The sequence below is a fragment of the Flavobacterium croceum DSM 17960 genome, assembly GCF_002917885.1.
Classification (GTDB): Bacteria; Bacteroidota; Bacteroidia; order Flavobacteriales; family Flavobacteriaceae; genus Flavobacterium; species Flavobacterium croceum.
The window spans coordinates 52,502-79,213 of the sequence record NZ_PQNY01000004.1; the positions used below are offsets into that span (position 1 = coordinate 52,502).

At 31.1% G+C, this 26,712-nt stretch carries 24 protein-coding genes; 1 reads left to right on the forward strand and 23 read right to left on the reverse strand.

Annotated elements, in window-relative coordinates; translation table 11 throughout:
• Positions 1 to 2 precede the first annotated feature (2 nt).
• From Q361_RS03820 to Q361_RS03885, 14 genes are all read right to left on the reverse strand, one after another.
• Positions 3 to 980, reverse strand: a complete 978-nt coding sequence (locus Q361_RS03820; RefSeq protein ID WP_103725395.1) for a class I SAM-dependent methyltransferase — start codon at positions 978 to 980, stop codon at positions 3 to 5.
• 10 nt (positions 981 to 990) lie between these two features.
• Positions 991 to 2,064 (reverse strand): glycosyltransferase family 4 protein, encoded by a 1,074-nt coding sequence (locus Q361_RS03825; RefSeq protein WP_245874603.1) that lies wholly within the window; start codon positions 2,062 to 2,064, stop codon positions 991 to 993.
• Positions 2,046 to 3,440, reverse strand: coding sequence for a CDP-glycerol glycerophosphotransferase family protein (locus tag Q361_RS03830; RefSeq protein WP_103725396.1), 1,395 nt, complete (start codon positions 3,438 to 3,440; stop codon positions 2,046 to 2,048). Before Q361_RS03830 ends, Q361_RS03825 begins: the two co-directional genes overlap by 19 nt.
• A gap of 14 nt (positions 3,441 to 3,454) precedes the next feature.
• The gene (locus Q361_RS03835) at positions 3,455 to 4,252 is read right to left on the reverse strand and encodes a hypothetical protein (RefSeq protein WP_245874604.1); all 798 of its coding nucleotides are present in this window, start codon (positions 4,250 to 4,252) and stop codon (positions 3,455 to 3,457) included.
• Between the two features lie 6 nt (positions 4,253 to 4,258).
• Positions 4,259 to 5,464 carry a hypothetical protein gene (locus tag Q361_RS03840; RefSeq protein ID WP_103725397.1) on the reverse strand — a complete coding sequence of 402 codons (1,206 nt, stop codon included), beginning with the start codon at positions 5,462 to 5,464 and terminating at the stop codon, positions 4,259 to 4,261.
• Between the two features lie 2 nt (positions 5,465 to 5,466).
• Positions 5,467 to 6,594, reverse strand: coding sequence for a UDP-N-acetylglucosamine 2-epimerase (neuC, locus tag Q361_RS03845; RefSeq protein WP_103725398.1), 1,128 nt, complete (start codon positions 6,592 to 6,594; stop codon positions 5,467 to 5,469).
• Between the two features lie 103 nt (positions 6,595 to 6,697).
• On the reverse strand, positions 6,698 to 7,735 hold the full coding sequence (gene neuB / locus Q361_RS03850) for an N-acetylneuraminate synthase (RefSeq protein WP_103725399.1): 1,038 nt from the start codon (positions 7,733 to 7,735) through the stop codon (positions 6,698 to 6,700).
• Between the two features lie 39 nt (positions 7,736 to 7,774).
• Positions 7,775 to 8,440 carry an acylneuraminate cytidylyltransferase family protein gene (locus Q361_RS03855; protein ID WP_103725400.1) on the reverse strand — a complete coding sequence of 222 codons (666 nt, stop codon included), beginning with the start codon at positions 8,438 to 8,440 and terminating at the stop codon, positions 7,775 to 7,777.
• Positions 8,433 to 9,344, reverse strand: a complete 912-nt coding sequence (locus tag Q361_RS03860) for a glycosyltransferase (RefSeq protein ID WP_103725401.1) — start codon at positions 9,342 to 9,344, stop codon at positions 8,433 to 8,435. Before Q361_RS03860 ends, Q361_RS03855 begins: the two co-directional genes overlap by 8 nt.
• Positions 9,344 to 10,354 carry a glycosyltransferase family A protein gene (locus tag Q361_RS03865; RefSeq protein WP_103725402.1) on the reverse strand — a complete coding sequence of 337 codons (1,011 nt, stop codon included), beginning with the start codon at positions 10,352 to 10,354 and terminating at the stop codon, positions 9,344 to 9,346. The genes Q361_RS03860 and Q361_RS03865 overlap by 1 nt, the downstream gene beginning before the upstream one ends.
• Complete coding sequence (locus Q361_RS03870) at positions 10,354 to 11,232, reverse strand: glycosyltransferase (RefSeq protein ID WP_103725403.1); 879 nt, start codon at positions 11,230 to 11,232, stop codon at positions 10,354 to 10,356. The genes Q361_RS03865 and Q361_RS03870 overlap by 1 nt, the downstream gene beginning before the upstream one ends.
• The gene (locus Q361_RS03875) at positions 11,233 to 12,102 is read right to left on the reverse strand and encodes a hypothetical protein (RefSeq protein ID WP_103725404.1); all 870 of its coding nucleotides are present in this window, start codon (positions 12,100 to 12,102) and stop codon (positions 11,233 to 11,235) included.
• Positions 12,099 to 13,379, reverse strand: coding sequence for an ABC transporter ATP-binding protein (locus tag Q361_RS03880; protein WP_103725405.1), 1,281 nt, complete (start codon positions 13,377 to 13,379; stop codon positions 12,099 to 12,101). The genes Q361_RS03875 and Q361_RS03880 overlap by 4 nt, the downstream gene beginning before the upstream one ends.
• Before the next feature lies 1 nt (position 13,380).
• Entirely contained in the window at positions 13,381 to 14,244 is an 864-nt protein-coding gene (locus tag Q361_RS03885; RefSeq protein ID WP_103725406.1) for an ABC transporter permease, read from the reverse strand.
• A 109-nt stretch (positions 14,245 to 14,353) separates the two neighbouring features.
• On the opposite strand from Q361_RS03885, the gene Q361_RS03890 reads away from it, so the two are divergent.
• The gene (locus Q361_RS03890; RefSeq protein ID WP_103725550.1) at positions 14,354 to 15,088 is read left to right on the forward strand and encodes a tyrosine-protein phosphatase; all 735 of its coding nucleotides are present in this window, start codon (positions 14,354 to 14,356) and stop codon (positions 15,086 to 15,088) included.
• Here the strand turns inward: Q361_RS03890 and Q361_RS03895 are convergent.
• From Q361_RS03895 to asnB, 9 genes are all read right to left on the reverse strand, one after another.
• Complete coding sequence (locus tag Q361_RS03895) at positions 15,071 to 17,452, reverse strand: GumC family protein (RefSeq protein ID WP_103725407.1); 2,382 nt, start codon at positions 17,450 to 17,452, stop codon at positions 15,071 to 15,073. The genes Q361_RS03890 and Q361_RS03895 overlap by 18 nt on opposite strands.
• Position 17,453: 1 nt before the next feature.
• Positions 17,454 to 18,212, reverse strand: a complete 759-nt coding sequence (locus Q361_RS03900; protein WP_103725408.1) for a polysaccharide biosynthesis/export family protein — start codon at positions 18,210 to 18,212, stop codon at positions 17,454 to 17,456.
• A gap of 46 nt (positions 18,213 to 18,258) precedes the next feature.
• The gene (locus Q361_RS03905) at positions 18,259 to 19,953 is read right to left on the reverse strand and encodes a polysaccharide biosynthesis protein (protein ID WP_245874605.1); all 1,695 of its coding nucleotides are present in this window, start codon (positions 19,951 to 19,953) and stop codon (positions 18,259 to 18,261) included.
• Between the two features lie 300 nt (positions 19,954 to 20,253).
• A complete protein-coding gene (locus Q361_RS03910) occupies positions 20,254 to 21,381 on the reverse strand; it encodes a DegT/DnrJ/EryC1/StrS family aminotransferase (protein ID WP_103725409.1) in 1,128 nt (375 codons plus the stop codon).
• Entirely contained in the window at positions 21,374 to 21,997 is a 624-nt protein-coding gene (locus Q361_RS03915; RefSeq protein ID WP_103725410.1) for an acetyltransferase, read from the reverse strand. Before Q361_RS03915 ends, Q361_RS03910 begins: the two co-directional genes overlap by 8 nt.
• Positions 21,987 to 22,589, reverse strand: a complete 603-nt coding sequence (locus Q361_RS03920; RefSeq protein ID WP_103725411.1) for a sugar transferase — start codon at positions 22,587 to 22,589, stop codon at positions 21,987 to 21,989. Before Q361_RS03920 ends, Q361_RS03915 begins: the two co-directional genes overlap by 11 nt.
• Positions 22,582 to 23,751 carry a glycosyltransferase family 4 protein gene (locus tag Q361_RS03925; RefSeq protein WP_245874606.1) on the reverse strand — a complete coding sequence of 390 codons (1,170 nt, stop codon included), beginning with the start codon at positions 23,749 to 23,751 and terminating at the stop codon, positions 22,582 to 22,584. The genes Q361_RS03920 and Q361_RS03925 overlap by 8 nt, the downstream gene beginning before the upstream one ends.
• Entirely contained in the window at positions 23,732 to 24,823 is a 1,092-nt protein-coding gene (locus tag Q361_RS03930) for a hypothetical protein (RefSeq protein ID WP_103725412.1), read from the reverse strand. Before Q361_RS03930 ends, Q361_RS03925 begins: the two co-directional genes overlap by 20 nt.
• A complete protein-coding gene (gene asnB / locus Q361_RS03935) occupies positions 24,824 to 26,707 on the reverse strand; it encodes an asparagine synthase (glutamine-hydrolyzing) (protein WP_103725413.1) in 1,884 nt (627 codons plus the stop codon).
• Positions 26,708 to 26,712 lie beyond the last annotated feature (5 nt).

A 26,712-nucleotide genomic window follows, 5' to 3' on the forward strand; every position in this document is an offset into this window, starting at 1 on the left:
GCTTATTGATTTTTTTGCCAAATACAAGCCAAATTTCTTCCAAAAAGAGATTTTTCTTGAATTAATTGCTCTTCTATTTCTTTAAAATTTGAAGGTAAATCGTGTTTTAATACTCCAAAAAAACCATACGAACGCGTACTTAGTAAAGTAAAATCTTTGAGTGTGTGCTTCAAAAAATGCAGCGAAATTCCATTTATTTCATCATTTACATTTGATGCTATTTGAATATCGGTTACACTCCAAAGCTCATTGGCGGTCATTCTTTTTTGAATAACATTTTGACGTATCAACTCATCGTTTATCAAATCGATATAGTCTTTTCTGTTTAATAATCGTTTTATAAACCGTTTTATTTTTTTAAAGAATATGTTGGTATTATTGGTTGTTAATTTTGGATTTTGTTTTTTAAAATCATCAACTCTTTTGGTGTATTCTTCTGTTTTTAAAAAATCGGAATTTGGATCTTGCAAATGAATAAGTAATCCGTTGGGGTTTAGTTTTTGGCTTACATCGTGCAAAAAAGTAGTTAAATCTGGAATATGATGCAATACTGATGATATAACAATTACATCATACAACTCTGTAATTTGTGTGATATTTCCGTTTATTACTTGATAATTAACATTCCACGTTTCTGCTTTTTTTTGGGCAAACTTAAGCATATTTGGCGATGTATCTAGAAGCGTAACTTGTTGTACATAAGGCTTTATTTTAGTATTAAGTAACAATTCGCTACTAAGCCCTGTACCGCATCCTATATCTAAAACTTTAAGATTTGTACGATGAGTAATATACTGCAAACCATCTTGTACGAGTAAATCAAATTGTTGTTGCAAACTCTCCCACATATCTTTGTGCAAGTCGTCGTAATAATTGGCTTCAAAATCATGAAAAACTACATTTATTTTTTCTTGAAATTCTTTTACGGTAAGTTTGCTTTTGGTTTTTGTAAGCAAAGGTATAATTCTTGTATAACTCATTAATAATGCGTTAGTTTATTAATTTAAAATGATTTTCCACCATGCTTTCTAAAGAATAATGTGTAGCTATTAAATTTCTGGTATTTTGGTTTATGGCTAATTCCCCACCGATTACTTTGGTAAGTAATGCTGTAAGTTGGGTTACATTTTGAGCACAAAAAATAAATCCGTTTACACCATTTTTAACTACTTCTTCATTACCTCCAACATTTGTAGTAATTACAGGTACATTGGCTGCCAAACTCTCTAGTATTGATAAGCTAAAACACTCCATATAAGTAGGTTGCAATAAAAAATCATACTTATGAAATAGTTGTTTTAAATTACTTACACTACCCTTAAAATAAATGTTTGTTAGTTGTAGGTTTTTACACATCTCCCTCAAAACATCTTCATATTCGCCTTCTCCATAAATATCAATACTGCAATGATGCGTTATTTGTTCTGGAAGTTGCGACCATGCCAATAGCAAGTCTTGTATACCTTTGGAATACCGCAAATGTGACGCTACAATAAATTGGGTTGGGCGTAGATTTTGGCTTGTGCGTTCTACAATATCATCTATAATTACACCGTTGTAAATTACTTTGGTTTTTGGTGCTATAAAAGTTCCAAAATCGTGCAACAATTCATGTACTGTATATTGCGAAACGCCAACAAATGTGTCTATATATTTAGAATATAAAATGCCTTTCATTTTTTTTTGCAACTTCTTTTTAAAAGAATAGCCTTGCAATGGTCTTGGATTATGATCTATTGCAATAATCTTTGCAGCCGATTTTTGTTTTACTTTTTTATAAAAAGGAGTACATAACTCCAAAAAATGAGTGATGATGTAATCGTATTTTGTTTTTTCTTTTGTGAGATGCTCTAAAAAAGTGGCTTCAATACTTGTGTTTGGAGCAGAAATTATTGAAAATGTAGTATAAAATCCGTGCGTTTCATTATTTGGAAAAAACCAATCAACAGCTACATCATTTTCTTGACATTTTTTGTTGAACTGCCAAAAAAAATAATCCATACCACCTACTCTTTCTTGAAGTAGTTTATAATCACATACTATCGCTATACGTTTTGACTCCATTGAAATACAGTTTCTGCAATGCGTTTGCTAGTGCCTTGTAGTGGTTTACTTATTTGTAAATCTAATAATTTTTTACGGTTTTCAGAATCGGTACTTGGACTAGACAAATATAAATTTATAGCCTTGATTAATTCGTGTTCATTTTTTACAATTTTAGTAGCTTTTGACTGTACTACATAATCTATATGAACGTAGCCTAAAAAACGTTGGTCGTTGTACAAATTGTTCTCTTCATTACCAAAAACAGTATTAATTACTGGCTTATCAAAACACATAAAATCTAAACTCATAGTAGACAGCATATTGATATTCAAATCTGTAAACTGCAAAATACTTTTTAAATCTACCACGTCTTCAATAGTAGGTATACGTTGCGACCATTGCTCTTGATGCGAGTTTCTGGCTTGTTCCCATTTTGGGTAATTCCACTTTACAAATGGATATTTTTTTACTAAAGAAGAAAATCTTTCGGGTGTTTCGGCGGGAGATGTTCGTATTAAAATATTTATATCAGGAATTTTTTTTGATACATAAGCCTCACAAATGGTTTCGATATACAACGCATCGTTTTTGCTTGTGGCTATATCTCCACAAGAGAAACACATGGTTTTTTTAGAATTATCGAGCTCAAATGATTTGAAAAAATTTTCTTTGTGGCAAGCAAATCGATCTAGCACATAGGGTTCAAACTGAGGCGTTCCAACCACTTCTACTTGCTTGGCTTTTAGTTTTGGATAATAGGTTAATAGCTCATTCTTCATTAAATCGCTCCACACCAAATAATAATTAAAATCTGAAGCCATTCTACCTTTTGAAGCTAAATTATCCCAACTAAAAATAAAAGTAGCAATTGGTGTATTTGTTTTTTGAGCAGCATAGGCAAGTGGTGCAATATACGGTGGCCGTTGGTGTGTAAATAAAAGCAAATCAAATTTTTCTTGCTCTAACAAATCGATATATTGCTTTGTAATAGGCTCTTTGCTAAATGTTTTTTGTTGCCAACGAGTGTAGGTTGTTATAGCGTTCTCTGAATGAAAATAGGGAACTAATTTATAAATTAATCGTGTGGCAATACCTCGCGTATTTTTTTGTGTAGAATAATTGGTTTTAAGATTATCTTGAATACCTAAATTATCTTTTTTATGATTAAAAAGATGCGCAACTTCTTTTGCTTTTCTAAAAAACCAATGTTTAAATTTTTCTTGAAAGGCTTCGAGTTCTATAATTCGAACATTTGATTCTGGATAGACCGATGCTGGCAAAAATGAAAGTATAACTACTTCGTCAAACTTATTTTGTGATTCGGCAATACAATCGCTTAACACAAAATTTCTATACCCAACGCCGTCTGTAATTACTATTGCTAATTTGCTCATCTCGATTTAAAAAATTAAGCTTTCGGCCTTAATTTTGTATGTATTTTTCTTAGAAGCTTTTCTACTTTTTTTACAAGAGCAAAGGTATACTTTTTATACATTGTGTAATGCACTTTTGCTGTACCTACAACCTTAAATTTTTGCAAATAATAATCAATTCTTTGGGTATGTTTTTCATTTTTACCATAAGCACGTGCATACCAAGTATGTACAGCAATTTGCTTGTTGTTAAAATAAATTGTATTTGCTATTGCATCGGGTTTCATTTGAGATTCTAAAAACAAAAACTCTTTACCCATTCTCCTTAACCAAAAATAGAAACAATAATAAGGTTCGTACAAACTATTTACGTCATAAGTAAAAGGCAAATTATCGAGTGTGTCATCAAATTCTTTTGGAATAATGTATTGATTTTTAAGCATTTCGTTTTTATTCCAAAGCGACTTAATTTCTTTAAAATTCAATACCGAAAAAAAAGTATTTATAGCATAAGGATTAAAATTTCTGTGAGTAATTATACCACCATCTCGTATACCCGCTACCGTATAGTTTTTTTCTTGCATAAAACTTATAAGTTCAAAAACAGCATCTGTATTGGTAAAAACAACATCTTCATCTGCCATAATAAGCCAATCTATCGATTTGTTTTTGAGTTTTTTCATCATATACAAAATACTGTCTATTCCATGCATACCATTTGTGCCATCAATTACATACAGCGTTATGTTGGAAGGAAAAAGCGAAGCTGTTTTTTGATATAAATCGAAGTTAGCCACCGTAGTAAGCAACGCTATTGACTCTTTTGCTATCATACTACATTAGTTTATAAAAAGCATTTTATACATACCGTAAAAAGCAATTAGTATAGTAAAAAGCATATTAAACGTAACTAAATTATTGTATACTTTGTTTTCGTTTTTAAACTCTGCATAATATAAAATGGCTACGATAAATACAGAAACTAACCATCTTGTTTCTACATACGAAATGATAATAAGCGAAAAAACAGCAACCATTACTGCTAAAATGATAGGAATATAATATTGCTTAATCCTTCTGTTTTTAAATATGTACAAACTAAGCGACATAACAATAAGTACAATGAGTCCTGTTTGTCTGATAGATTGTATAGATACGTCTAAAAAGTCTTTAAAAAACTCTTTAATGGTAAGTTTTACATCAAAAAACAAACCTTCAAATGTGGATTTTGGCAGTGAGTTTAAACCATGTTGTTTTAAATACGCATCGGTTTCTTCCCAACTAGGATGCTGATGATTTTCTAGTTTTCCTTTATTTACAAGCAATTGTGCCAAGTATTGACGTTGATACCAATTGGACAAACCATTTTTTGGAGCTTGTTTATCATCATAAGATAAAGTATGATTTTGTTGCAATGAAGGCAAATGTAAAAGCAGTACAACCAATAACAAAACAAATGATTTCCAGAATGATAGCACTGATTTGTCTTTAGAAAAAATGTAATGATGTACCAAATACAAGCTAAATACTATAACTGGTAAATAGATAACGACCATTTCACGTGTGGTAATCGCTATTATTAATGAAGACAACATTAGATTTGGTCGGGTATTGGTTTTGTGTAGTAGTGTATAATATACTTCTGAAAAAAATAGGGTAAGCGATACAATAAACAAAACATCATTGGTAGCCAATAAAAACCAACATGTAGAACTGTAAAATAAAAAATAGTAATAAAACAATTTATTTTTTACCCTAAAATATTTAAAGTAATACAGAAGTAACCCTATAAATAACAATACGTTTACAATACGCAACGTAATAAATGAGCTAAAAATAAAGCGAAAAGGATAGCACAAAAATAAAAGCGTTGGACAAGATTTTTGTGCTACTACCGCATACCAACCTTGAGCAAACAATTTATCTAAATGATTGATAAACATAACTTCATCGCCACCAGCAGGTTTCGTACTAAAGAAACTTAACCCAACAATAAATGAAAGTAAGGTAAAAATTTTAAAAGTAACTTCTATTTGTTTTTGCACAATTATTCTAAGGTATTAAACTGTTTTTGATGATTACTATTCCAAAATTCTTCTGAATGTAGTGCTTGCAAAAATAAAGAAGCACTATTACCCTTACCAAATTCTGAATGTGATGCTTGGACATTATGCTTTTTTACCGCTTTTAAGGCATCTAAAATATTGTGCAGGGCATAATCTGTGTTCAAAATATCGGCATTGAGTACTCTATTTTGCTGACGAGTACCAACATTTATAGTAGGAATTCCGTAGTAAGGAGCCTCACGAACACCAGCACTACTATTACCTATAATAAACTGAGCTTTTTTTAATAATGCTAAAAAATATTCAAATCGAAGTGATGGAAAAATTCTAAATCTAGCATTGGATTTTAACTTTTGATAAGCTTGCAGTATATATAGGCTTCCTAAATCGTTATTGGGGTAAATTACTATATAATTGTGATCATCTTGTAACAATGCTTCCGAAAAATCATGAGCATAACCTTGCATATAATCCGATTCGGTAGTAACAGGATGAAACATAACTATAGCGTATTCATTAAAAGGAATTTGATAATAATTTTTGGCATCTTCCAAACTTGGTAAATTTGCCGAAAACATAATATCAACATCTGGCGATCCAATGGTATAAATTGAGCTTGGTAATTCTCCCATTTGTATCAATCTTTTTGCAGCCTCTTTATTGGATACAAAATGAATATGACTAAGCTTGCTTACACTATGGCGTATAAGTTCATCTACAGTGCCCGAAAGTTCTCCTCCTTCTATGTGAGCTACCAAAATATTATTGAGAGAACCTACTATAGCTCCTGCCAAAGTTTCTACCCTATCTCCGTGAATAACAATTAAATGAGGATTTATATTTTTACAAAAATTCGAGAAGCCTTCTATGGTTTTGGCTAACGTTAAATCCATAGTGGTTTCGTGGGTATGGTTTTCAAAAGTATGTATATGAGCATAACCACATCGCTCTATTTCTATGAGCGTGTAGCCATACTCTTTTTGTAAATGCATTCCTGTAACAAAAATGTGTACCTCAAAATCGGGACTACTTTCTAGTATAGTAATAAGCGATTTTATCTTTCCAAAATCGGCACGAGTTCCTGTAAGAAATGCTATTTTTTTTGACATTTTGGGGTAGTAGTCTATTTTATGATAGATATTTTACAAAAATAAAAAATAAGAATGGTTTGAGTGTAGTATTTATAAGCTATTATTCTTACTGAACATACAACTAAATTTGCTCAAAATCTTCAAAAGTTAGTTGCTCGTCGTTCGCTATGTTTCGAGTTGCCTTTTTACCTAATAATATATTAAAATGTTCTGCCAAAATTTTACCCGTGCCTGGTCGTTTTACCCAAATATTTTCTTTTGTCAAAACTTCTCCTTTAGCAATCGGTTTAATACTACAAACGGTAGCAAATGCAAAATCTATAGTAACTTGTTCTTCGGGTGCAGGTTGTTTAGTACCTCCTCGCATTTGCCAAATTTCATGAGAGGATTCTATTAATTCTTTACACGCTTTTTCGTCCATACTACATACAATATCTGGGCCTGTGCGGTTCATGTGGTCTGTAAAATGACGTTCAAGAATACTGGCTCCAAGTGCTACAGCTCCCAAGCACGCATTGTTGTTGAGGGTGTGGTCTGAAAGGCCAAATACTTTGTTTGGAAAAGCATTGTGCATTTGCATCATAGCACCATAACGCACTAAATGCGTAGGTGTGGGATATAAATTTGTGGTATGCAACAAAGCAACAGGAATATTATGTTTGTCAAAAATTGCCACTGCTTTTTGTATGCTTTCAATAGTATTCATTCCGGTACTGAGAATAACGGGCTTTCCAAACGAAGCAATATGCTCTAATAACGGGTAATTATTACATTCGCCAGAACCAATCTTGTATGCTGGTATATCAAATTTTCGTAATCTTTCGGCAGCAGCTCTTGAGAAAGGTGTAGAAATAAAAATCATGCCTTTGCTTTCAACATATTGTTTTAATTCCAACTCTTCGTTTTCGTTTAGGGCACAACGCTCCATAATTTCATAAATAGAAACATCAGCATTACCTGGAATAACTTTTTTGGCTTCACCGCTCATTTCATCTTCTACAATATGGGTTTGGTGTTTTACTACTTCTACCCCTGCTCTATATGCGGCATCAACCATTTCTTTGGCTACTTGCAAAGAACCTTCGTGGTTAATTCCTATTTCGGCAATAACTAGTGGTGGATATTCTAAACCTATTTTTCTTCCTTGTATCTCAAACATACGTGCCTTAATTTTTAATTTTTTTAGTATTTTGAAATGCTATTCTTTATTTGCTTTTTGTAAAAGATATGCAGCATAATCAAAATCGTCTTGTGTATCTATATCTACTTTGGCATAAATATGATTTACTTCTAATGGATAAGCATTATCAGAAATTAGTATATCTTTTTTGATAAGCGATGCTTTTGCAATGTAAAGCAACCCATTTTCGTAATACAAAGGCTCCAAATCTTGACTGCGTTGCCCTTTTGTATAATTGAATGATAAAAACTGATTATCAACTATTTTGCCCAACTTTTCCCAAGAGCGAGATACTGTAAATAAACTTTCTAAACCTTGCTTTTGATATATTTCAAAAGCGTCAAACAATAAATTTGAAGGGCGTAATGGATTGGTGGGTTGCAATAAAACAACATGTTCTACATTATTAATAAATTCTAATGCATGTTTTAATGCAGAAACAGTAGGTTCGTTATTGCCCGATAATTCCTCTGGTCTATCTATAACTTTTGCATTATACTGCAATGCTATTTCTTTTACTTTAGAATCATTTGTAGTAACAAAAATATCATCTATAAAACTAAATTGTTTTGCATAAAGAATGCTGTGAGCTACAAGAGGAATTCCTTGTAAAAGCAAGGTGTTTTTGTTGGGTAATCTTTTAGAACCTGCTCGTGCTGGTATTATAACTATTGTTTTACTCATTTTGAGGCTTCCAATAAATGGGTGTTTCGGGTAAAGATAAAAATTTATTCATTTCTACAGATGAAAATCTATTGGAGTTCCGCATTAATTTTGGAAAATAAATAAACACATCAAAAATGGCTAAGCCTAATGCTAAGGCAGCTTTATAATCGCCTTTTATTACTTTTATTTTGATTTGCATGTACATAGAATAGAGTATCTTTTTTGGGATAGACTGCCACGGGAAAAACATAAAATACAAAAACCAACCTGCTCGTAAACTTCTTCGTAATCGAGCGGTATAGTCGGGTTGATGTTTTCTTGTAGCTACTTCAACCCTATGTTGTATTAAAATTTGGGGCGTGTATTGAATTTCTATGTCTTTTTTAAACAATTCATAAGCAGCAAATTCTTCTTCGCCATAAAACACAAACCATTCTGGATAATTGGGTGTTTTTTTCCACGATTCTAGGCGCCATGCGTGCCCGCAACCTACAAAACCTTGAACTCTTTTTTGTTGCTGGTTTGTATGTGTTGCTAAAAGAGGTTGTTTACTCCAAAAAATTCGGAAAGCCAATACACCACAATTAGGGTTAGTCGTAAAAGCTTTTTCTATTTCTTCTAATGGATTTTCAGAAACAAAATGAGCATCATCGTCTAGCGATATAGCAAATTTTGCTTGTGTTATTCCTAGCATTTTGTTTCTGCAAAAAATTAAGCCTTTTGATTTTTCGTTTCTATAAAGCTTAATTTTCGGGTAATTTTTCAGTACAAATTCTGAAGTTTTGTCAGTACTTCCGTCATCAAAAACAATACACTCTACATCTTCTCTTTGCAACAAATTATTTATTTTTTGAAGTGTAAATTGTAATTCTTCAATCCTATTTTTGGTTGTTATTAATATAGAAAATAAAGGCTTTTGCATTAGTATTCTTTTCTTTCTTGTGGCGATAAGCCTTTTATTTTATAATAATAGTTCCGTATCCATTTTTGTTTGAACAAACGAGCAAATAATTTATTTTTTACAATATAAATCAATTTAGATTGTTTTGTATTGTTTTTATGTGCCGTGTATTGCAACTCCTTATCTGTAGGTTGCAAGGTGTATTGAAGCATCCATTCTTCTATACTATTACCTAAATGATACGCATAATTATCAAACGTGGTAACGCGCCAATATCCTTTTTTAAGAGGTTTTTCATCGAGGTAATTTTCTGAACCCGCACCCATTTTTGCCGCAATATATGATGTGTTTTCTTCAAAAATAGTTCTTCGGTAGCTTGCTACAAAATGACCCGAACCTACGCAAACTTTTTTATTTTTAAGTTGCAGTGTGAGTATTTTATGTAAATAATCTTTATTGTAATTGTCTTTCCAACCCAAACTTTTATAAAATGCTACAAGTGCTTGTGGATTTTGTGGAGTTTCAAACTTTACTTTTTTTGAAAATAAGGTATCAAAAATAAGGTTGTGCGCATTGGTTTCAAACATTTTAAACTGCGGTGTCAGTCCAACAACTCCTATATTGGAATGGCTATTAAAAATTTGAAATGTTTCGTGTTGCCAACCCGACAAAAACAAAACATCGCTGTCGGTAATAGTTACAATAGGTATATTGGAACCTGCTAAGCCTTTTAAAATGGCATTGAGTTTTCCAATATTTTCGGTATGAATTATTTCTTGTATTTTGTTTTGAGCATGAAGCTCGTTTAAATAGTCTAAAACTTCGTTACAACTTCCGTTATTAACAATCGTAATATATGTTTTTTGTGTATGTACAGTGGCAAAAATAGAGTTTAATGATAATTTTAATATGTCTAATGCTTCTTTAAAATATTCTTTCAAATACGGAATATATACCGGCATAATAATTTGATTAAAATACTCTTTGTCTTGGTATTCTAAATCTTTATTGGGGTTGTTTCCTACTCGCATTACACTATTTTTTTTAGAAAATTAAACCAATTATTCCATTGACAATGCAGTACATAATACACTTTTATTTTAAGTACTAAAAGTAACGCTTTTTTATTGTTGAGGTATGTGTTTTCGGCAATTTTTAGAATTTCAAATTCATGCGGAGAAAAATAATTTACATGATTGAGCAAAAAAAGTGCATACTGAACATTTGCTTTTCTTTTTTGTGCAGAAAAAGTTTCGGAGCCCGAAATACTCAAACTTGAAATTCTAATTTTTACCAAGGCATTGTTTATGCTATATATTGTATTAAAATTTGAAACTTCTAGTACAGCAACTACATCGGAATGCCAAGCCAACGGAAAATTTTTGAATTTTACTTGTTGAAGTGTTTTAAAATGGAATATATATTCGCTCAATGAACTTCTTGTTTCGCCAAGGTGCTTTCTTACTAAAAAATCTGTAGCTTTTTCAAGCAAAGGATGTTTATAAACATCTGAAACTGCATCATTGTGTGCCGTTATTTTTTGCGATGCAAAACGAACTACTTTACAATTTTGTGTTTCAATTTTGTGTAGATTGCTGTAAAATTCGTCTACTACATTGGTTTCCAAGACATCGTCATCGCCAAGTATCATGACCCATTGGGCATTTTGAACACTATTTAAGCATCGTTGCCAATGATGAGTAAGCGCTATTTTTCCTAAATTGGTTTCAAATTTTTGGTACTTTATTTGGAGCTTGTCTTTAAATTGCTCCAAAACAACCGTAGGATCTACAGGGCTATTGTCGTTGCCTATATATACTGTAAAATCTTGGCACGATTGATGGGCTAGAGACTGTAAGGTTTCTTGAAAAAAATCAATTTTGTAATATGGAATTACAATCGCAAGCATTTAGTTTTTAACTATTTTAGAAAATAAACTCTTTAAAAAACCCCATTTATTTACACCTTGAAAACGTATTAATTTTTGTGGATGCAAATCAGCATATTTTTTAATAAATTCTTCTATATTTTGTGCTTCTAGAAAATACAATTTATCCCAAACATGAGGTACCAAAGGGTGAAAATTCTGTATTTGTTTGTAATTTGAAGCGTCTAAATTTTTCCAAAAATCATAGAACTTTTGGGTGTCAAAATCATCGCGATGTCCCCAATTTTTTATTTTAAAAGCTATCTCATCTTCGGTTCTAGCCCACGATTGATGTATAACTTTTGCATTAAAAAAATGATTTTTTATTTCGTTATTTCTTCGAGCACTTATATATTTTGGGTAGTTGGTAATAAAAGGAAAACGCTCGTTGTTGTCTATATATAAATACCCTGTTTCTGTTTTTTTAAACAAAGTTACCAAAGCTCCTCTAAAAGCAACCGGAGTTAGCTTAGGGAACAATGTTAAATACCAATACTTGCCTAGAAATTGTTTTACTTTTTTAAAATCGTATAAATATTCATCGGCATCTAACTGTATAAGCCACCCTTTGCCCATTTTTTGGAGTAGTTTGTTGCGCTCTCTTATTTCACATTCCATAGGAGAAATAGTTGGCACGTAAAAACGGTCGTAATAAAATTCTATTTTATCTTTGTTATCAAGAGTTTTAATCTTATCAAAAAAATCTTTGTTTATAGCTATAGGATTGCCACTCCAAGTGAGATAATCTTGATCTATAGCTAAATAAATTTTAGAAACATATGGATAAAGCAACTCAATTGAAGGATAAATCCATTCATAATCATAAGAAACAAGATAGCCTACTTTTATCATTTTTGTAGCCAATTGGTGTGTAAATAAACTTTGGATTGCTGCGGAATTGCTTTAGTACGCTTGGTATAATCACTTTGTTCTAACACAAAGTTGAAAGCATTTTTTATTGTATATAAAGTTTCTTGTTGTCCTACTCCAAACCAAATATTAATACTGTATATTCCTGGCGAAAATAGTAACTCTCGCGTAGTTATTTCTAAATTAAAACTCTCATTTTTTTCAACTTTAGAAAAATACATACCATCATCTTCATTCGTAACATGAGCTACGAGTTCTTCGTGAATATTTAAAATATCCATAGCGATAGAAAGGTCAAATATAGATTCTAAAGCTTGAAATTGAAGTTGTATGGTTATTTTGTCTCCCAACAGCAATGTGGCGTTAGGAAATATTTTTTTATTATGAAGAAAAACGCCTACTTCAAAACAATTTATTTTATGTTGCACATTGTAATGCTTGGCATTTTGTGCTAGACTTTCTTCAAAATTTTTAGAATATACAGCAATAGATTCTTCTACAGCACCTTGATACTTTAGCATGCCGTTTTCGAGCACCATAGCTTTGTTACATAAGCTTTTTACAGCACTCATATTGTGGCTTACAAACAGTACTGTTCTACCTTCTCCTCTGCTTATTTCGCTCATTTTACCTAAGCATTTTTTTTGAAACTCGGCATCTCCTACTGCTAATACCTCATCTACAACCAAAATTTCACTTTCTAAATGGGCTGCTACTGCAAAAGCCAAACGCACGTACATACCCGAAGAATACCGTTTTACTGGGGTGTCTATATAGCGTTCTACCCCCGAAAAATCTATTATTTCGTCAAGTTTTTGAGTAATCTCTTTTTTGCGCATTCCTAGAATAGCACCATTCAAATAAATATTTTCTTTACCCGACAATTCTGGGTGAAACCCTGTGCCTACTTCTAGCAAACTTGCTATTCTTCCTTTTACTTTAATGCTTCCTGCTGTAGGGCCTGTTATTCTAGATAATAATTTCAACAACGTTGATTTTCCTGCTCCGTTTTTCCCAATTATTCCTACGGCATCTCCTTTATTAATTTCAAAATTAATATCTTTTAAGCTCCATACTATATCACTTGTTCCTTTGGTGCTTCGGTCGTTGGTTTCTCCTATCTTTAAAAAAGGATCTTCTTTACCTAAGACTTTTGTAATAAAAAAACGCTCTACATCGCGCGAGATAGTACCTGTTCCTATTTGCCCTAATTGATAGGCTTTTGAAAGATTTTCAACTTTAATAACTATATTACTCATGCTATATGGTATCTACAAAATTCTTTTCGGTTTTGTTAAAAATAACGATTCCAAAAAACAAAATTATAAGTGAAACTACAACAGAATATGTTATAGAATATACTGAAAACTCTCCTTTGCCTAAAAAAGCATATCTAAAACATTCTACTATAGGAGTCATAGGGTTTAATTCTATATATTTTTTATAACTCGTATTGATGTAACTTAAGGGGTATATAATAGTGGTGCCATACATAAGCAATTGCACGCCAAAAGTAACTAGAAATGTAAGATCTTTATATTTGGTGGTAATGGCAGTAATAATAAGTCCTAATCCTAACCCAAGAAGCGCCATAAGTAGCACCAAAAATGGAAAAAACCATATTGCGTGAGTTATATAAAAACTTGCATTTTCTACTGGAAATAGCGCAAAATAAATCATCATAAGTAACAATAATACTAATTGTACGCCAAAACGAACCAAGTTACTTACCACAATACTCAACGGCATAATAAGTCTGGGGAAATACACTTTGCCAAATATGCCTGCATTGTCTTTAAAAACAGTGCTTGTTTTGGTTAAGCAATCTGAAAAATAGTTCCAAGCAGTAATACCTGTTAAATAAAATAGTTGATGTGGAGTTCCATCGGAACTTATATTGGCTAAATTTCCAAATACAAATGTAAATACCAATGTGGTAAATATAGGTTGAATAAAAAACCATAGTGGGCCGAGAACAGTTTGCTTGTAAAAACTAACAAAATCTCTTTTTACAAACATAAAAAGCAAGTCTCTATAAGCCCAAACATCTTTAAACTTTATATCAAATAACGATGTTCGTCCTTTTATGACCAAATCCCAATTAGAATCGTTGTTTTGCAACATAAAAAAACAGTATGATTTAAGGCTTACAAATATAGCTATTCTAAGTTAATGGGCGTTTTGTAATATCTAAATATAATTTTATTTGTTTCTTTGTATTAAAAATAAGCAAGTGTTTTTATTTTCTAGAAGAAAAAAGTTACTTAAAGATTTCATATCCAACGGATATATTGATATACATTCGCACTTATTACCAAATATAGACGATGGTTCAAAATCTATCACCGAAACAATTGATCTGATAAAATCATTAGAGAATTTAGGTTTTAAAAGCGCTATTGCTACACCTCATATCTATAAAGCCGTATGGGATAACTCTCGCAGTGATATTGAAAACAAGTATCAAAACACACTTCCTGATGTAACACAAAACTGTAATTTAAGCTTGCATATTGCTGCAGAATATATGCTTGATGAAAACTTTGAAAAACTTTTATCTGCTGGAAATTTACTTACGCTTAAAAATGAATATGTTTTGGTAGAAATGTCGTATTTAAGTCCTCCAATAATGCTTTTTGACTTGCTTTTTGAATTACAACTTGAAGGTTACAAGCCAGTTTTGGCACACCCAGAGCGGTATAATTTTTATCATAATCATTTTGAATATTATCATAAACTAAAAACCGCTGGTTGCTTGTTTCAAATGAATTTATTATCATCTACAGGATATTATGGAAAACATGTAGCCGAATGTGCCGATCGTTTATTGAAAGAAAACTTAATAGATTTTGTAGGTTCTGATGTACATCATCAAAACCATATTGCTTCTTTTGAAAATAAAGTACTCTTAAAAAATAGTAACTCGATACCTGCTCTTGTAGCGAATAACTTATTTTTTGAAAAGTAACATTTTTACTTTTTCTATAAATGTAAGTTCTTTAGCATCTTGCTGATAGCCATAACCGTAGCCGTAGCCATAACCGTAGCCATAGCCATATGTTTTCTTAATTTCGGTGTCGTTTAAAACAATCGACATTTGTGGTAGTTTATTTTCTTTATACAAACTATCTGCAAATTTAATCATACGCTTATCTAGGTAGTTGGCTCGCATCACATAAATAAAAACATCTGCATTTTTGGCAATAATCATAGTATCGGTAACCATACTTACTGGAGCCGTATCTACTACAATGTAATCATATTGTGATTTTAAATACTCAAACGTTTCAGTTACTTTGGTATTCATTAATAATTCTACTGGGTTTGGAGGAATTGCCCCAGAAGGGAATACGTCAAAATGTGGATAGCCATCAAGTTTAACTATAAAGTCTTCCAATTTACTATCGGTTTTTGCAATATAATTGGTAAAACCTTTGGAAGGAACAGTAAAATAATTGTCTAGTTTAGGATTACGGATATCAAGCCCCATCAACAATACCTTTTTTCCAGAAACGGCAATAGTTGAAGCTAAATTTAAAGCAAAAAATGTCTTTCCTTCTTTTTGAATAGAAGAAGTAACAAAAATAGTTTTCGATTTATTTGAGGGTAAATTACCCAAAATAAATTCCAAATTTGTTCTAATCATGCGGAGTGCTTCTGCCGAACTCGATCGATCTTTACTATCTATAATTGTATTGGGTTTGTCAAATTTTGGTAAATCTCCAAGAAAAGGAATCGCAGTTGCCTCTTCTATATCTCTTCTAGTTTTCAATTTAGTATCTAGCATTTTGTAAATGTAAAGAACACCAAAAGGTATTAATACACCTGCTATTAACGCTACAAGATAAAACAAACCAGGGTTTGGCGACACTGGCCCAGTGAGATAGGCTTTGTCTATTATTTTTGCCTTTGGAGAGGTTACTGCTAACGACAGCGCTGTTTCTTCTCTTTTTTGCAAAAGATATAAATATAAAGATTCTTTTATTCCTTTTTGTCTTGCTATACTTGTATATATTTTTTCATGAGTTGGAACTTGACCTACTTTTCCTTGAAAAATATTTTTTTGTTGTGCTATATCCGATTGGTTTATTTTTAAATCGTTTTCTTTGCTTTTGATACTTTCAACAATATTTGATTTAATAGACTGTAATTGAGCGTCAATAGTTTTTATTTTTGGATTTGAATCGGTAGCGCTTACGGCTATTTTTTTTCGTTCCAATACCAATTGATTGTATTGTTGTATATAGCCTGCGGCTGTTTCATTACCATTAATAATATTGCTCGGAATGGTTTCTTCTGGTTTTAATTTTTTAACTTCAGAAAGCATCAACTGCCCTACTTTTATTTGGGTTTCTAGCTCTATCAATGCTTTTTCGTAATCTTCGGCTTTTGTTAAGTTTATCTGAGCATCTGCTTCTAGATTGGTAAGTCGATTTTGTTTTTTATAAACTTCGGCATCTGTTTCAACCTCTCCAAGTTCTTTATTAATAATTACCAATCGTTCGTCTATAAATTTTTGAGTATTGTTGGCAACCTCATTTCTATCGTTTATAGCATCGATATTGTATTGTTGTACTAGGCTATTTAAGTAATCTTTGGCTCGTTGTTCTAAAATATCATTTATTGTTAAAGTAATAACATTTGTTTTTTCTTGGTTTTGAATTCCTAAATTACCTGCAAATGAAAGTGCTTTGGGTTCTAGCTTACTTTTTACCACAAATGTTTCAGTACCTACAGGTGAAGATGCTGCTTGTTGTAACACAACTAGTTTACCTAATGAAGTATTTATGGGCTGCCCAAAGAGGTATTTTGTTTCTTTCTTTTTTGAAAAATCTGATAAAACAAATGCTTTTTCTGATACTTTTTTGACTACTAAACTCGTATCTTTTATAGAATATTTTTCAGATTTTGTAATAAATTGAACTTTAATAGGACTGCCATTATACAACTCTCTTGTTACTACTCTACCTTCAGAAAAATAACTAATATCTAAATCCATACTACTCACTACTCGTTGAGAGAGTTCTCTAGATTTTAATATTGCAATTTCATTTTCTACACTACTTTTTGTAGAAAACAAATTCAAATCACTAAAAGCTGACAATTCGCTTTGTCCGCCTTTTTTGTCATCTTTAATTAATATGGTTGTGGCTACACCATATCTAGGTACATAATATCGTAGATATACCATAACCGCTACAAAGGCTACAATAACGCTAAGTACAAACCATTTCCAATATTCTAAATATTCTAGAATAACATCTTTTACATTAAACTCTGAATAGCTCGTTGTTTTGTTCGATTTATCTAAAGGAGGAAAAGCATTATTCATATTACTTTGTGGCTAATAAAATGATAGATAAACCAAAGCTAACTATAGAAATAATAGTACCTACATTGTTTCCGAAAGCAGCTGAGTCTAACTTAGATTGTTTGGGTTCTACATACACTACATCATTTTGATCCAGATAATAAAATGGAGAGTTTATAAAATCTGATTTGGTAATATCTACTCTATTAAATGTTTTTACACCTTCAATTTCTCTAATAACAAGCACATTATCTCTACGTCCGTAAACGGTTAAATCGCCCGAATCTGCCAATGCTTCCAATAGTGTTATTCTTTGACTTTCAGATTTAACAACTCCTGGTTTCGTTACTTCGCCCAAAACAGAAACTTTAAAATTTACTATACGAACATTAATAACAGCGTCTTTAATATAGCTTTTCAATTTTTCGTGAAGTATGTTTTTTAAATCTTGAACAGATTTTCCGCTTACATGAAGTTTACCCAAAACTGGAAAATCAATACTTCCTTGGTTGTCTACCAAGTACGTTTGCTTTTGTGTAGAAAAAGTCATACTTGCAGAACTACTACCTGATGATGCATCAAGATTGAATGGTGCAGATGCTTCTGCATCTTGTGAATTTACATTGATGTATAGCATATCATCGTTTTGTATAACAGGCTCGTAAGTAGACACCGCACTATTATTCTGCGCAAGATTTCCTTGCATGTATACCATGTTTTTTTTGGGTACACAACCCACCAAAAACAAAGCTAAAATGCCATATATAAAACTATTTTTCATGCTATTTTTATTGCAAATATAATAGAATTGAAATAAATACAGCTTTTTAGTTATCGAGTGCCTGATAAGGAGAGTTTAAACTCATAAATTCTGGAACAATTTCTTTCATTTTAGCAACAATTTGATAATTATCCCATAAAGTGCAATGGCTTATTAGTTCCAAAATTAAATTCATTTGTTTTTGGCAGTCTTTTGTGTCATCTATGGCTATCATAATTTTTTCATGATAGGTAGGTACATTTTTAGAAGTATCATGAAGCAATTCTTCGTAAAGTTTTTCTCCAGGGCGCAACCCTACAATATCTATTTTAATATCTTTTTCGGGGATATAACCTGCCAAACGGATCATTTTTTTAGCCAAATCAATAATTTTTACTGGTTTACCCATATCAAAAATAAATATCTCGCCACCTTTACCCATAGTTCCTGCTTCTAGCACCAATTGACAAGCTTCTGGAATGGTCATAAAATACCGAATAATATCTGGATGAGTAATTGTAACAGGGCCTTTCTTTTTTATTTGTTTATTAAACAGTGGTACTACCGAACCATTGGAACCCAATACATTTCCAAATCTAGTAGTAATAAATTTAGTTGTTTTTTCTTTATTCAAATGTTGTAAACTTTGCACATATAATTCTGCAATACGTTTACTTGCTCCCATTACATTGCTTGGATTTACTGCTTTGTCTGTAGACACCATCACAAATTTTTGAGCTCCATATTGCAAAGCAGCATCTGCAATGTTTTTAGTACCTAATACATTGGCTAACACAGCTTGCTTAGGGTTTTCTTCCATTAACGGCACATGTTTGTAAGCTGCTGCATGGAAAACCATATCGGGTTTATGAGTGGCAAACAAAGTTTCAATGGTGTTATTATCTTTTACATCGGCTATACAATATACGAGTTCTACTTGAGTAGCAAGACCACTTACAAGAATACTTAAATTATTGAGAGGCGTTTCTGCTTGGTCTAGAAGTACTAATTTTTTAGGATTAAACTTTAATACTTGCAACACTATTTCGCTACCTATAGAACCAGCAGCTCCAGTTACCAAAACTACCTTATTTTCTATATCTTTTGAAATAGCATCGTTGTTTAGAACTATTGGATTTCTTTCTAGTAAATCGTGAATATCAAACTCTTTTATGCTGTTTGCTAAATTATTGTCATTGTTCCAATTTGTAATTTTAGGAGAAACAAAAACTTTAAAATTATAATCGGTACATTGATCTGCTATAGAAACACTCTCTTCTTTGGTTAATGCATCATCGGCAATGATTATGCCATCAACTTTTTGATAGCGCAATAAAACTGGAATTGTTTTTTTTATTGAAAATATGGGTAAATTAATAAGATGCTTGTGCTCATTAATCGCCATTGGATCTATAAATCCTTTGATGTAAAATCTCTTCGGCACTTCAGCTTTTATGGCATTGGCAACTGCAATAGCCTTAAAATCTGTACCATAAATAAGAACTCTTGTTTTAGTAACCGATGGATCGAGGTAATTTTCAAAAATTTGTTTTACAAAAACTCTATATACAAATAATAAAATAAATGTAATTAGTGAATTGAAAAAAGCCCCTGTGGTAAGCAATATTTTACTATCGTAATAGTATTTTGAAACTCCATTTAACAACAATACTGTAATAAAAACGGCAAGTTGTGCAATAATTATTTTTACAGCATCTATTAAAGTTGAATGTCTTATAATGCCAGAATATGTTTTAAACACCCAAAATGACAGCGTATTTAAAAAAACATAACCTAAAATAACCAAAAAGGAAAAAAAAGGAAATTGTATGTACTGCAACTTGATTCCCTCAAACAACAAAATAGTTATAATAAAGGAAAAAGCTACGACTATTATATCCAAAAGAAGTATCAGCCAACGAGGAAGATACCCCAAATTTTTAATATTTAATTTAAAATTTACCTCCGAAAAAGCTTTCTTTATACTAAGATAAATTTTCTCCCATATCCCATTCAAAATCAAATTTCTTTAATGCAACACGTAAAAATACAAAACATATTTTTATTTTGAAACAAAAGGTATCAAGATACTTTTAATTTTTTGTTTTTCTTCTTCTGTAAGATTAGATCCCGATGGCAAACAAAGTCCTCTATTAAAAATATCTTCAGACACATTTTGTCCATAATAAGGTGCATGTGCAAAAACAGGCTGGAGATGTAAAGGTTTCCATAATGGTCTACTTTCTATATTCTCCTTTTCAAGCTCTAATCTAATATTTTCTCGTGTTTCAAAAGAGTCTGTAAGTATAGCTGTAAGCCAATGATTGGAATAATAGATAGAACTAGGTTCCGTAAAAACTTTTATAGACGAATTTTTAAATATTTGGGAGTAAAATTGATTCATGGCACGCCTTTTATCGACTCTATCGTGTAGCACTTTCATTTGTCCTCTACCAATTCCTGCACAAATATTACTAAGTCTATAGTTATAGCCAATAGAACTGTGTTGATAATGAGGTGCATTGTCTCTGGCTTGCGTGGCTAAAAAAACGGTCTTGTTTTTTTCTTCTACACTCGAGGTAACCAATGCACCTCCGCCAGAAGTGGTAATAATTTTATTTCCATTAAAAGATAAAACAGCACTGTGCCCAAAAGTACCACAAGGTTTGTTTTTGTATGTACTACCTAGCGCTTCGGCACTATCTTCTATAAGTGGTATTTGATAACTATTACATAGTTGCAAAATTTCATCTACCATAAAAGGCATTCCGTAAAGATGCACAGCAATAACAGCCTTAGGTTTTTTACCTTGTGTAATTCTATCTTGTATGGCTTCTTCTAAGGCTTTTGGACAAATATTCCAAGTAGTATATTCACTATCAACAAAAATAGGTGTTGCTCCTAAATAGACAATTGGATTGGCGGAAGCCGCAAAAGTAAAACTTTGACAAATAACCTCATCTCCATACCCTACTCCTAAATTTATTAAAGCAAGATGTAAGGCTGCTGTACCCGAACTTAAAGCCGCTACATGTTTATTGTTTTGAAGAAAATTTTCCAAATCTTCTTCAAAACCTGTAACATTTGGCCCTAATGGTGCTACCCAATTGGTATAAAAAGCTTCATGAACATATTTAAGTTCATCTTCTCCTATATGGGGCGATGAGAGCCATATTTTATTTTTAGTCATTATTGTTGTATTTAATTATTTTTGCTGGATTACCAACGATTACTGCATAATCTGGAACATCTTTTAAAACTACCGATCCTGCTCCAACTGTAACCCATTTTCCTATATTTATTCCTTGTATTATACAAGCTCCAATTCCAATATGTGTACCTTCGCCAACTACTACATTCCCTGCTAATGAAGCATTTGGAGAAACATGAACAAAATCATCAATAACACAATCATGTTCTATTACAGCATTTGTATTTACAATACAATGTTGCCCTACAACAGCACTTGCATTTATTACAGCTCCAGGCATTACAACTGTTCCTTTTTTAATACTAGAGCTTGTTGAAACTATTGATGCTTTATGTATTGCTGTTTCATATCTAGCATCCAATTTTAAGGCTATTTTTTTTCGCGTTTTGTTATCACCTATGGTAATAATTAGAGGTTTTTGATGAAGCTCTTGGTAATAATTTTCTGACGTTTTTTCTACGCAAATATCATTAATATAAGACAATTTTGGATAGTCATCTATTATTTTTTTTACTATTTTACCATTTGACATGATTATGTCTACAACTACTTTTGCATGTCCGCTGGCCCCATACAAAGTTATATTATTTTCCATTAAAAGGTTCTATTGTGGCAGCATTTGCTGCGTTTATCCCATCGCTTTTTAATACTTTAACTATTGTTTTAAATAATATTTTTAGATCAACACTAAAAGATATATTATTTACATACCAAACATCGTATTCAAACTTTTTATCCCAAGATATAGCATTGCGCCCATTTACTTGTGCCCAACCTGTTATACCTGGTTTTACCTCATGACGTCGATTTTGAAAATCATTATACAAATGTAAATAGGTGGTTAGTAAAGGTCGTGGCCCTACAATACTCATATCTCCTTTTAAAACGTTGATTAATTGAGGAATTTCATCTAACGATGTTTTTCTAACAAAGTTACCTACTTTGGTAAGTCTATCTTCATCGGGCAATAAATTTCCATTACTATCTTTTTTATCATTCATGGTTTTAAATTTGATAATGGTAAAAACTTTTCCTCCTTTACCTGGTCTAGGTTGCAGAAAAAATGGATTCCCTTTATTAGCCAAAATTAAAAACAAAGTTACAATGATAAATATAGGTAAAAATAATATCAATACAATTGTGGCTGAAAAAAAATCAATTATTGGTTTTACTATATTTTTATACATATTTTACTTCGTTTAGCAATTCTTGATATTCTTGTAGTAAAGCGTTCCAAACAACTTTTTGTTCGTAATGCGAAGTTATCATTTTTCTGGAATTGCTTTTTAATTGATTGCTCCAACTAACTTCTTGAACCATTTTTCGCATAGAGTTTTGTAACGTAATACTATCTTTTTTTGGGACTATACTACCATTTACTCCTTCTTTAATAATTTCATTACAGCCATTAATATCTGTTACTATACAAGGTAACCCCATAGCTCCTGCTTGTAAAACTACATTTGGAAATCCTTCTCTATAACTAGGAAAAACCAAACAATTACTAATGGCAAAATATGGGCGTACATCTTCTTGATAACCTGCACTGATGATATTTGTATTGCTGTTTATTTGTTGCAAAGTGGTCTTATCTAAAGGGTCTAAATCGTGTTCGTAATTACCAACCAACAATAATTTTACATGAGGTAATGACAATGATACATTTAAAAATGCTTTTACTAACTCATTAATTCCTTTGTCTTTAACTAATCTTCCTACAAATACAAAAACAAAATCTTGATTTGTTATATTCAAGGTTTGTTTTAATGCCGTTATTTTTTCAGTATTTATGGAATCTGGAGAAAAATATTCTGTATCTATCCCATTGGAAGAACCATTGGCAATGACTTTGAGTTTTTGAGTATGTGTTAGTTTATTTTTCAGGATAAAATCATAAAGTCCTGTAGAGTTAGGGTAAACTTTATTTGCACAAGCATACGTTATTTTTTCAACAAAATTAAGAACTTTTCTTTTTATTCCTTTTGTTTCCATAAGAGGTAAGCCTGCTACTGTGTGAATTCTAATAGGAACTCCAGCCAATTTTGAGCCTAACATAGCAACAATACCTGCTTTTGGGGTATGAGAGTGCACAATAGTTGGTTTTTCTTTTTTGCAAAACTTATAAAATTTCCATACAGAAACCAAATCTTGTAAAGGCGATATTTTTCTTGTCATATTTATGGCAACAGTTTCTACACCTTCTTCGCTACTTATTTCTCTAAGTTCTTTCTCATTTGAAGAAACACCAATAACATCAAAGCCATTTTGAGACATAAAATGATGTTGCCCTTTCAATAATTTTTTTAATGAAATTGGCACGGTTGTAATTCTAATTAATTTTGGTTTCATTAGTAAAGCGTTGCTTTGATTTCAATTGAAACAATATAGACAAACAAACCACTACTAAAAATGGTATATATTGAATTTTTGTTCTAATAAAGATTCCTAAATTAGCATATCTTTCCGAATAGATTATTGTTGAAAAAATAGAAAAATAAAGTATTATTTGATGCCAATATACAATATTAATTTTTCTATAATGCTTAATAAATAAACCTATTGTTAAAATAAACAACAGTAATATAATCATATTTTCAAAACTAACTAAAATTTGATAAAAACTAGTAGCATCATAAAACAAAGGTCTAAAATTTAAACTAAACCATTTGTAAAAATAATTATACTCGTTCATTGGGACAAAACTACCCCCAATAGTTTTAAAATTATGAATTGAAATTGAGTTGTAATACAAGATTTTTGATATAGAATAGGTCTTTAAATTCATTACTCTTGTTAAAAAATACAGAATAATTAAAGCCAAGATACTCATAGGCAAAATCAATACTATTTTCTTAATGAATAAAGTTTTATATGTAACTAATATATAGAAAACTATTGCTAAAATTAACATGAAGGCAAGGTGTGGTCGTAATAAAATTATGATTGTGCTTGCTATTAAAGTTAGTATCCATCTTTTTCTGATTTGTAAAACGCTATATGCTATAGTAGAAATAGACGTAAAAATAATGGGTTCTTTGCCTAACAATGAAGTCCAAACGTGTAAATTTGGAAATAACAAAATGCAGTGTAAAATAACATACTCTACACTTTGTTGTTGAACTTGTACTATTTCTAAAGCCCATTTTCTAAATATAAAAATGCCTAATAATCCAAAACTACTATACATAAAAAATCCAAACCAAAGCGGAACGTGTAAAGTAATTAAAGGATAATTAATTAATAGTAATAAAGCACTCCCTGGCTTAAAAAAATGTATCCATGTATATTTCGATATATCAAATGATTGCCCCCAGTACAAATAGGCATCACCTTTGTGTTGCATCACATAATTATAAATAATAAAAGTTGCTATGATATGAGTAATGATTAAGTTACTTTTTAAATATTTTGAAATATACATTTAACTATATAAAAATTTGTACCATTTTTGAAAACAATAATAAGTCCATACTCTAAATGTATTATCTACCTTATTATTAATATGATTGTGTATTAGTGGGACTATTTGATTATAATTAAAAATATTTTGTTCTTCAATAAATTTTTTATCGCTTAGCATAAGTAATTCATCTTTTAAAGAAGTTCTTAACCAATCGCCAACAGGAACACCAAAACCTTTTTTGGATTTGTTTAAAAAATTATCAGGAAAATATTCTTTGAAAGCCTCTTTTAAAATATATTTTTTATCCCATTTGTTAATTAAAAAATTTTCTGGTAAATGATTGCTAAAATTCCATAACTTTTTATTTAAAAAAGGCGCTCTACATTCTATAGAATTTAGCATACTAGTTCTATCCACCTTTACTAACATATCTCCTTCTAAAGATAACATTCTATCAATTTGTCTAAAATCTGATATGGTTTTTGCGCTACCTTTTTTTCTATAATAATCCAAAACATTTGAATAGAATAAAGGTTCTTTTATCATATTTTTCAACTCTTTTTCTGAAAAGCCCAAAGAAATAATATTGTAGTAAAAATCTTCATCATAATTAATTGCATTAATTGCTTTTTTTATCTTAAACCGCATACCTCTATTATCATCTTTCGTTGAAAGCAAGATATTTGTAAAATTTAAAAACTTAGAGTGCCATTTACTAGGAATCAAATGAGTATATTTTTCATTTAACCTACCCATATAATATTTATTGTAGCCTCCAAAAACTTCATCGCCTCCATCGCCTGTTAAAGCTACTTTAACATGTTTTGCTGTTTTATTAGATACAACAAAACTTGGCAATGCCGATGAGTCTGCAAATGGTTCATCAAAGTTTAAAATAATTTGATCTAAATTTTTAATTAAATCATTCTCATTTAAAATAAATTCATGGTGATTACTGTTTATTAACTTTGATACTAGCTTTGATTTGTTGGTCTCATCAAATGATTTTTTATCAAAACCTATCGAAAATGTGTCTATTTTTGTATTGCTTTGTTGAGCCAAACAAAGCGACACGATTGAAGAGTCTACACCACCCGAAAGAAATGTTCCTACTTTAACATCTGCAATAGATCTTGAAGAAACACTTTCTTGAACCATTTCTTTGGTTTTTATGGTCGCTTGCTTTTTATTTTCGATAGCAATTTTTTCAAAATCTTGCTCTATAAGATGTAAACTATATGTGAAATTTTCTAAGTCAAACTCTAAACAACTGTTAGGTTCTAGTTTATAGATGTTTTCATAGATGGTATAGGGAGCTGGAATATAGGTAAGCTGAAAATATAAATTTAAAGCTATCTTGGATAATGAAGGTTTGTATTGTAGTATGTTTGTTATTGATTTAAGTTCTGAAGCCCAGTAAAACAAATTATTATCTAAAAAATAATACAGTGGTTTTTCTCCAAAAAAATCGCGAGCTATAATAATTTTATGTTTTAGTTTATCATGTATGCTAATAGCAAACATACCGTCTAGCATTTTAAAACTATCTTTTCCATAAACTTCATACAGTTTTAGCACTACCTCTGTATCAGACTGCGTTGTAAATGTATATCCTTTTTTTTCTAGATGATAACGCAGTGTTTTGTAATTATATATCTCTCCATTAAAAACTATAGAATACATATTATTTTGGCTATGCATCGGTTGTTCTCCTGTGTGCAAATCTATTATAGACAACCTTCTCATACCCATAGCAACTGTGTAATCTAGTTGGTTGCAAAAATAATTTCCCTCTTGATCAGGACCACGGTGAATAATAGAATTATTCATAGTAGCTATAATATGCTTAATAGCTATTTCGTCTTCTTTTTTATTTAAGATTATTCCATTTATACCACACATAATTA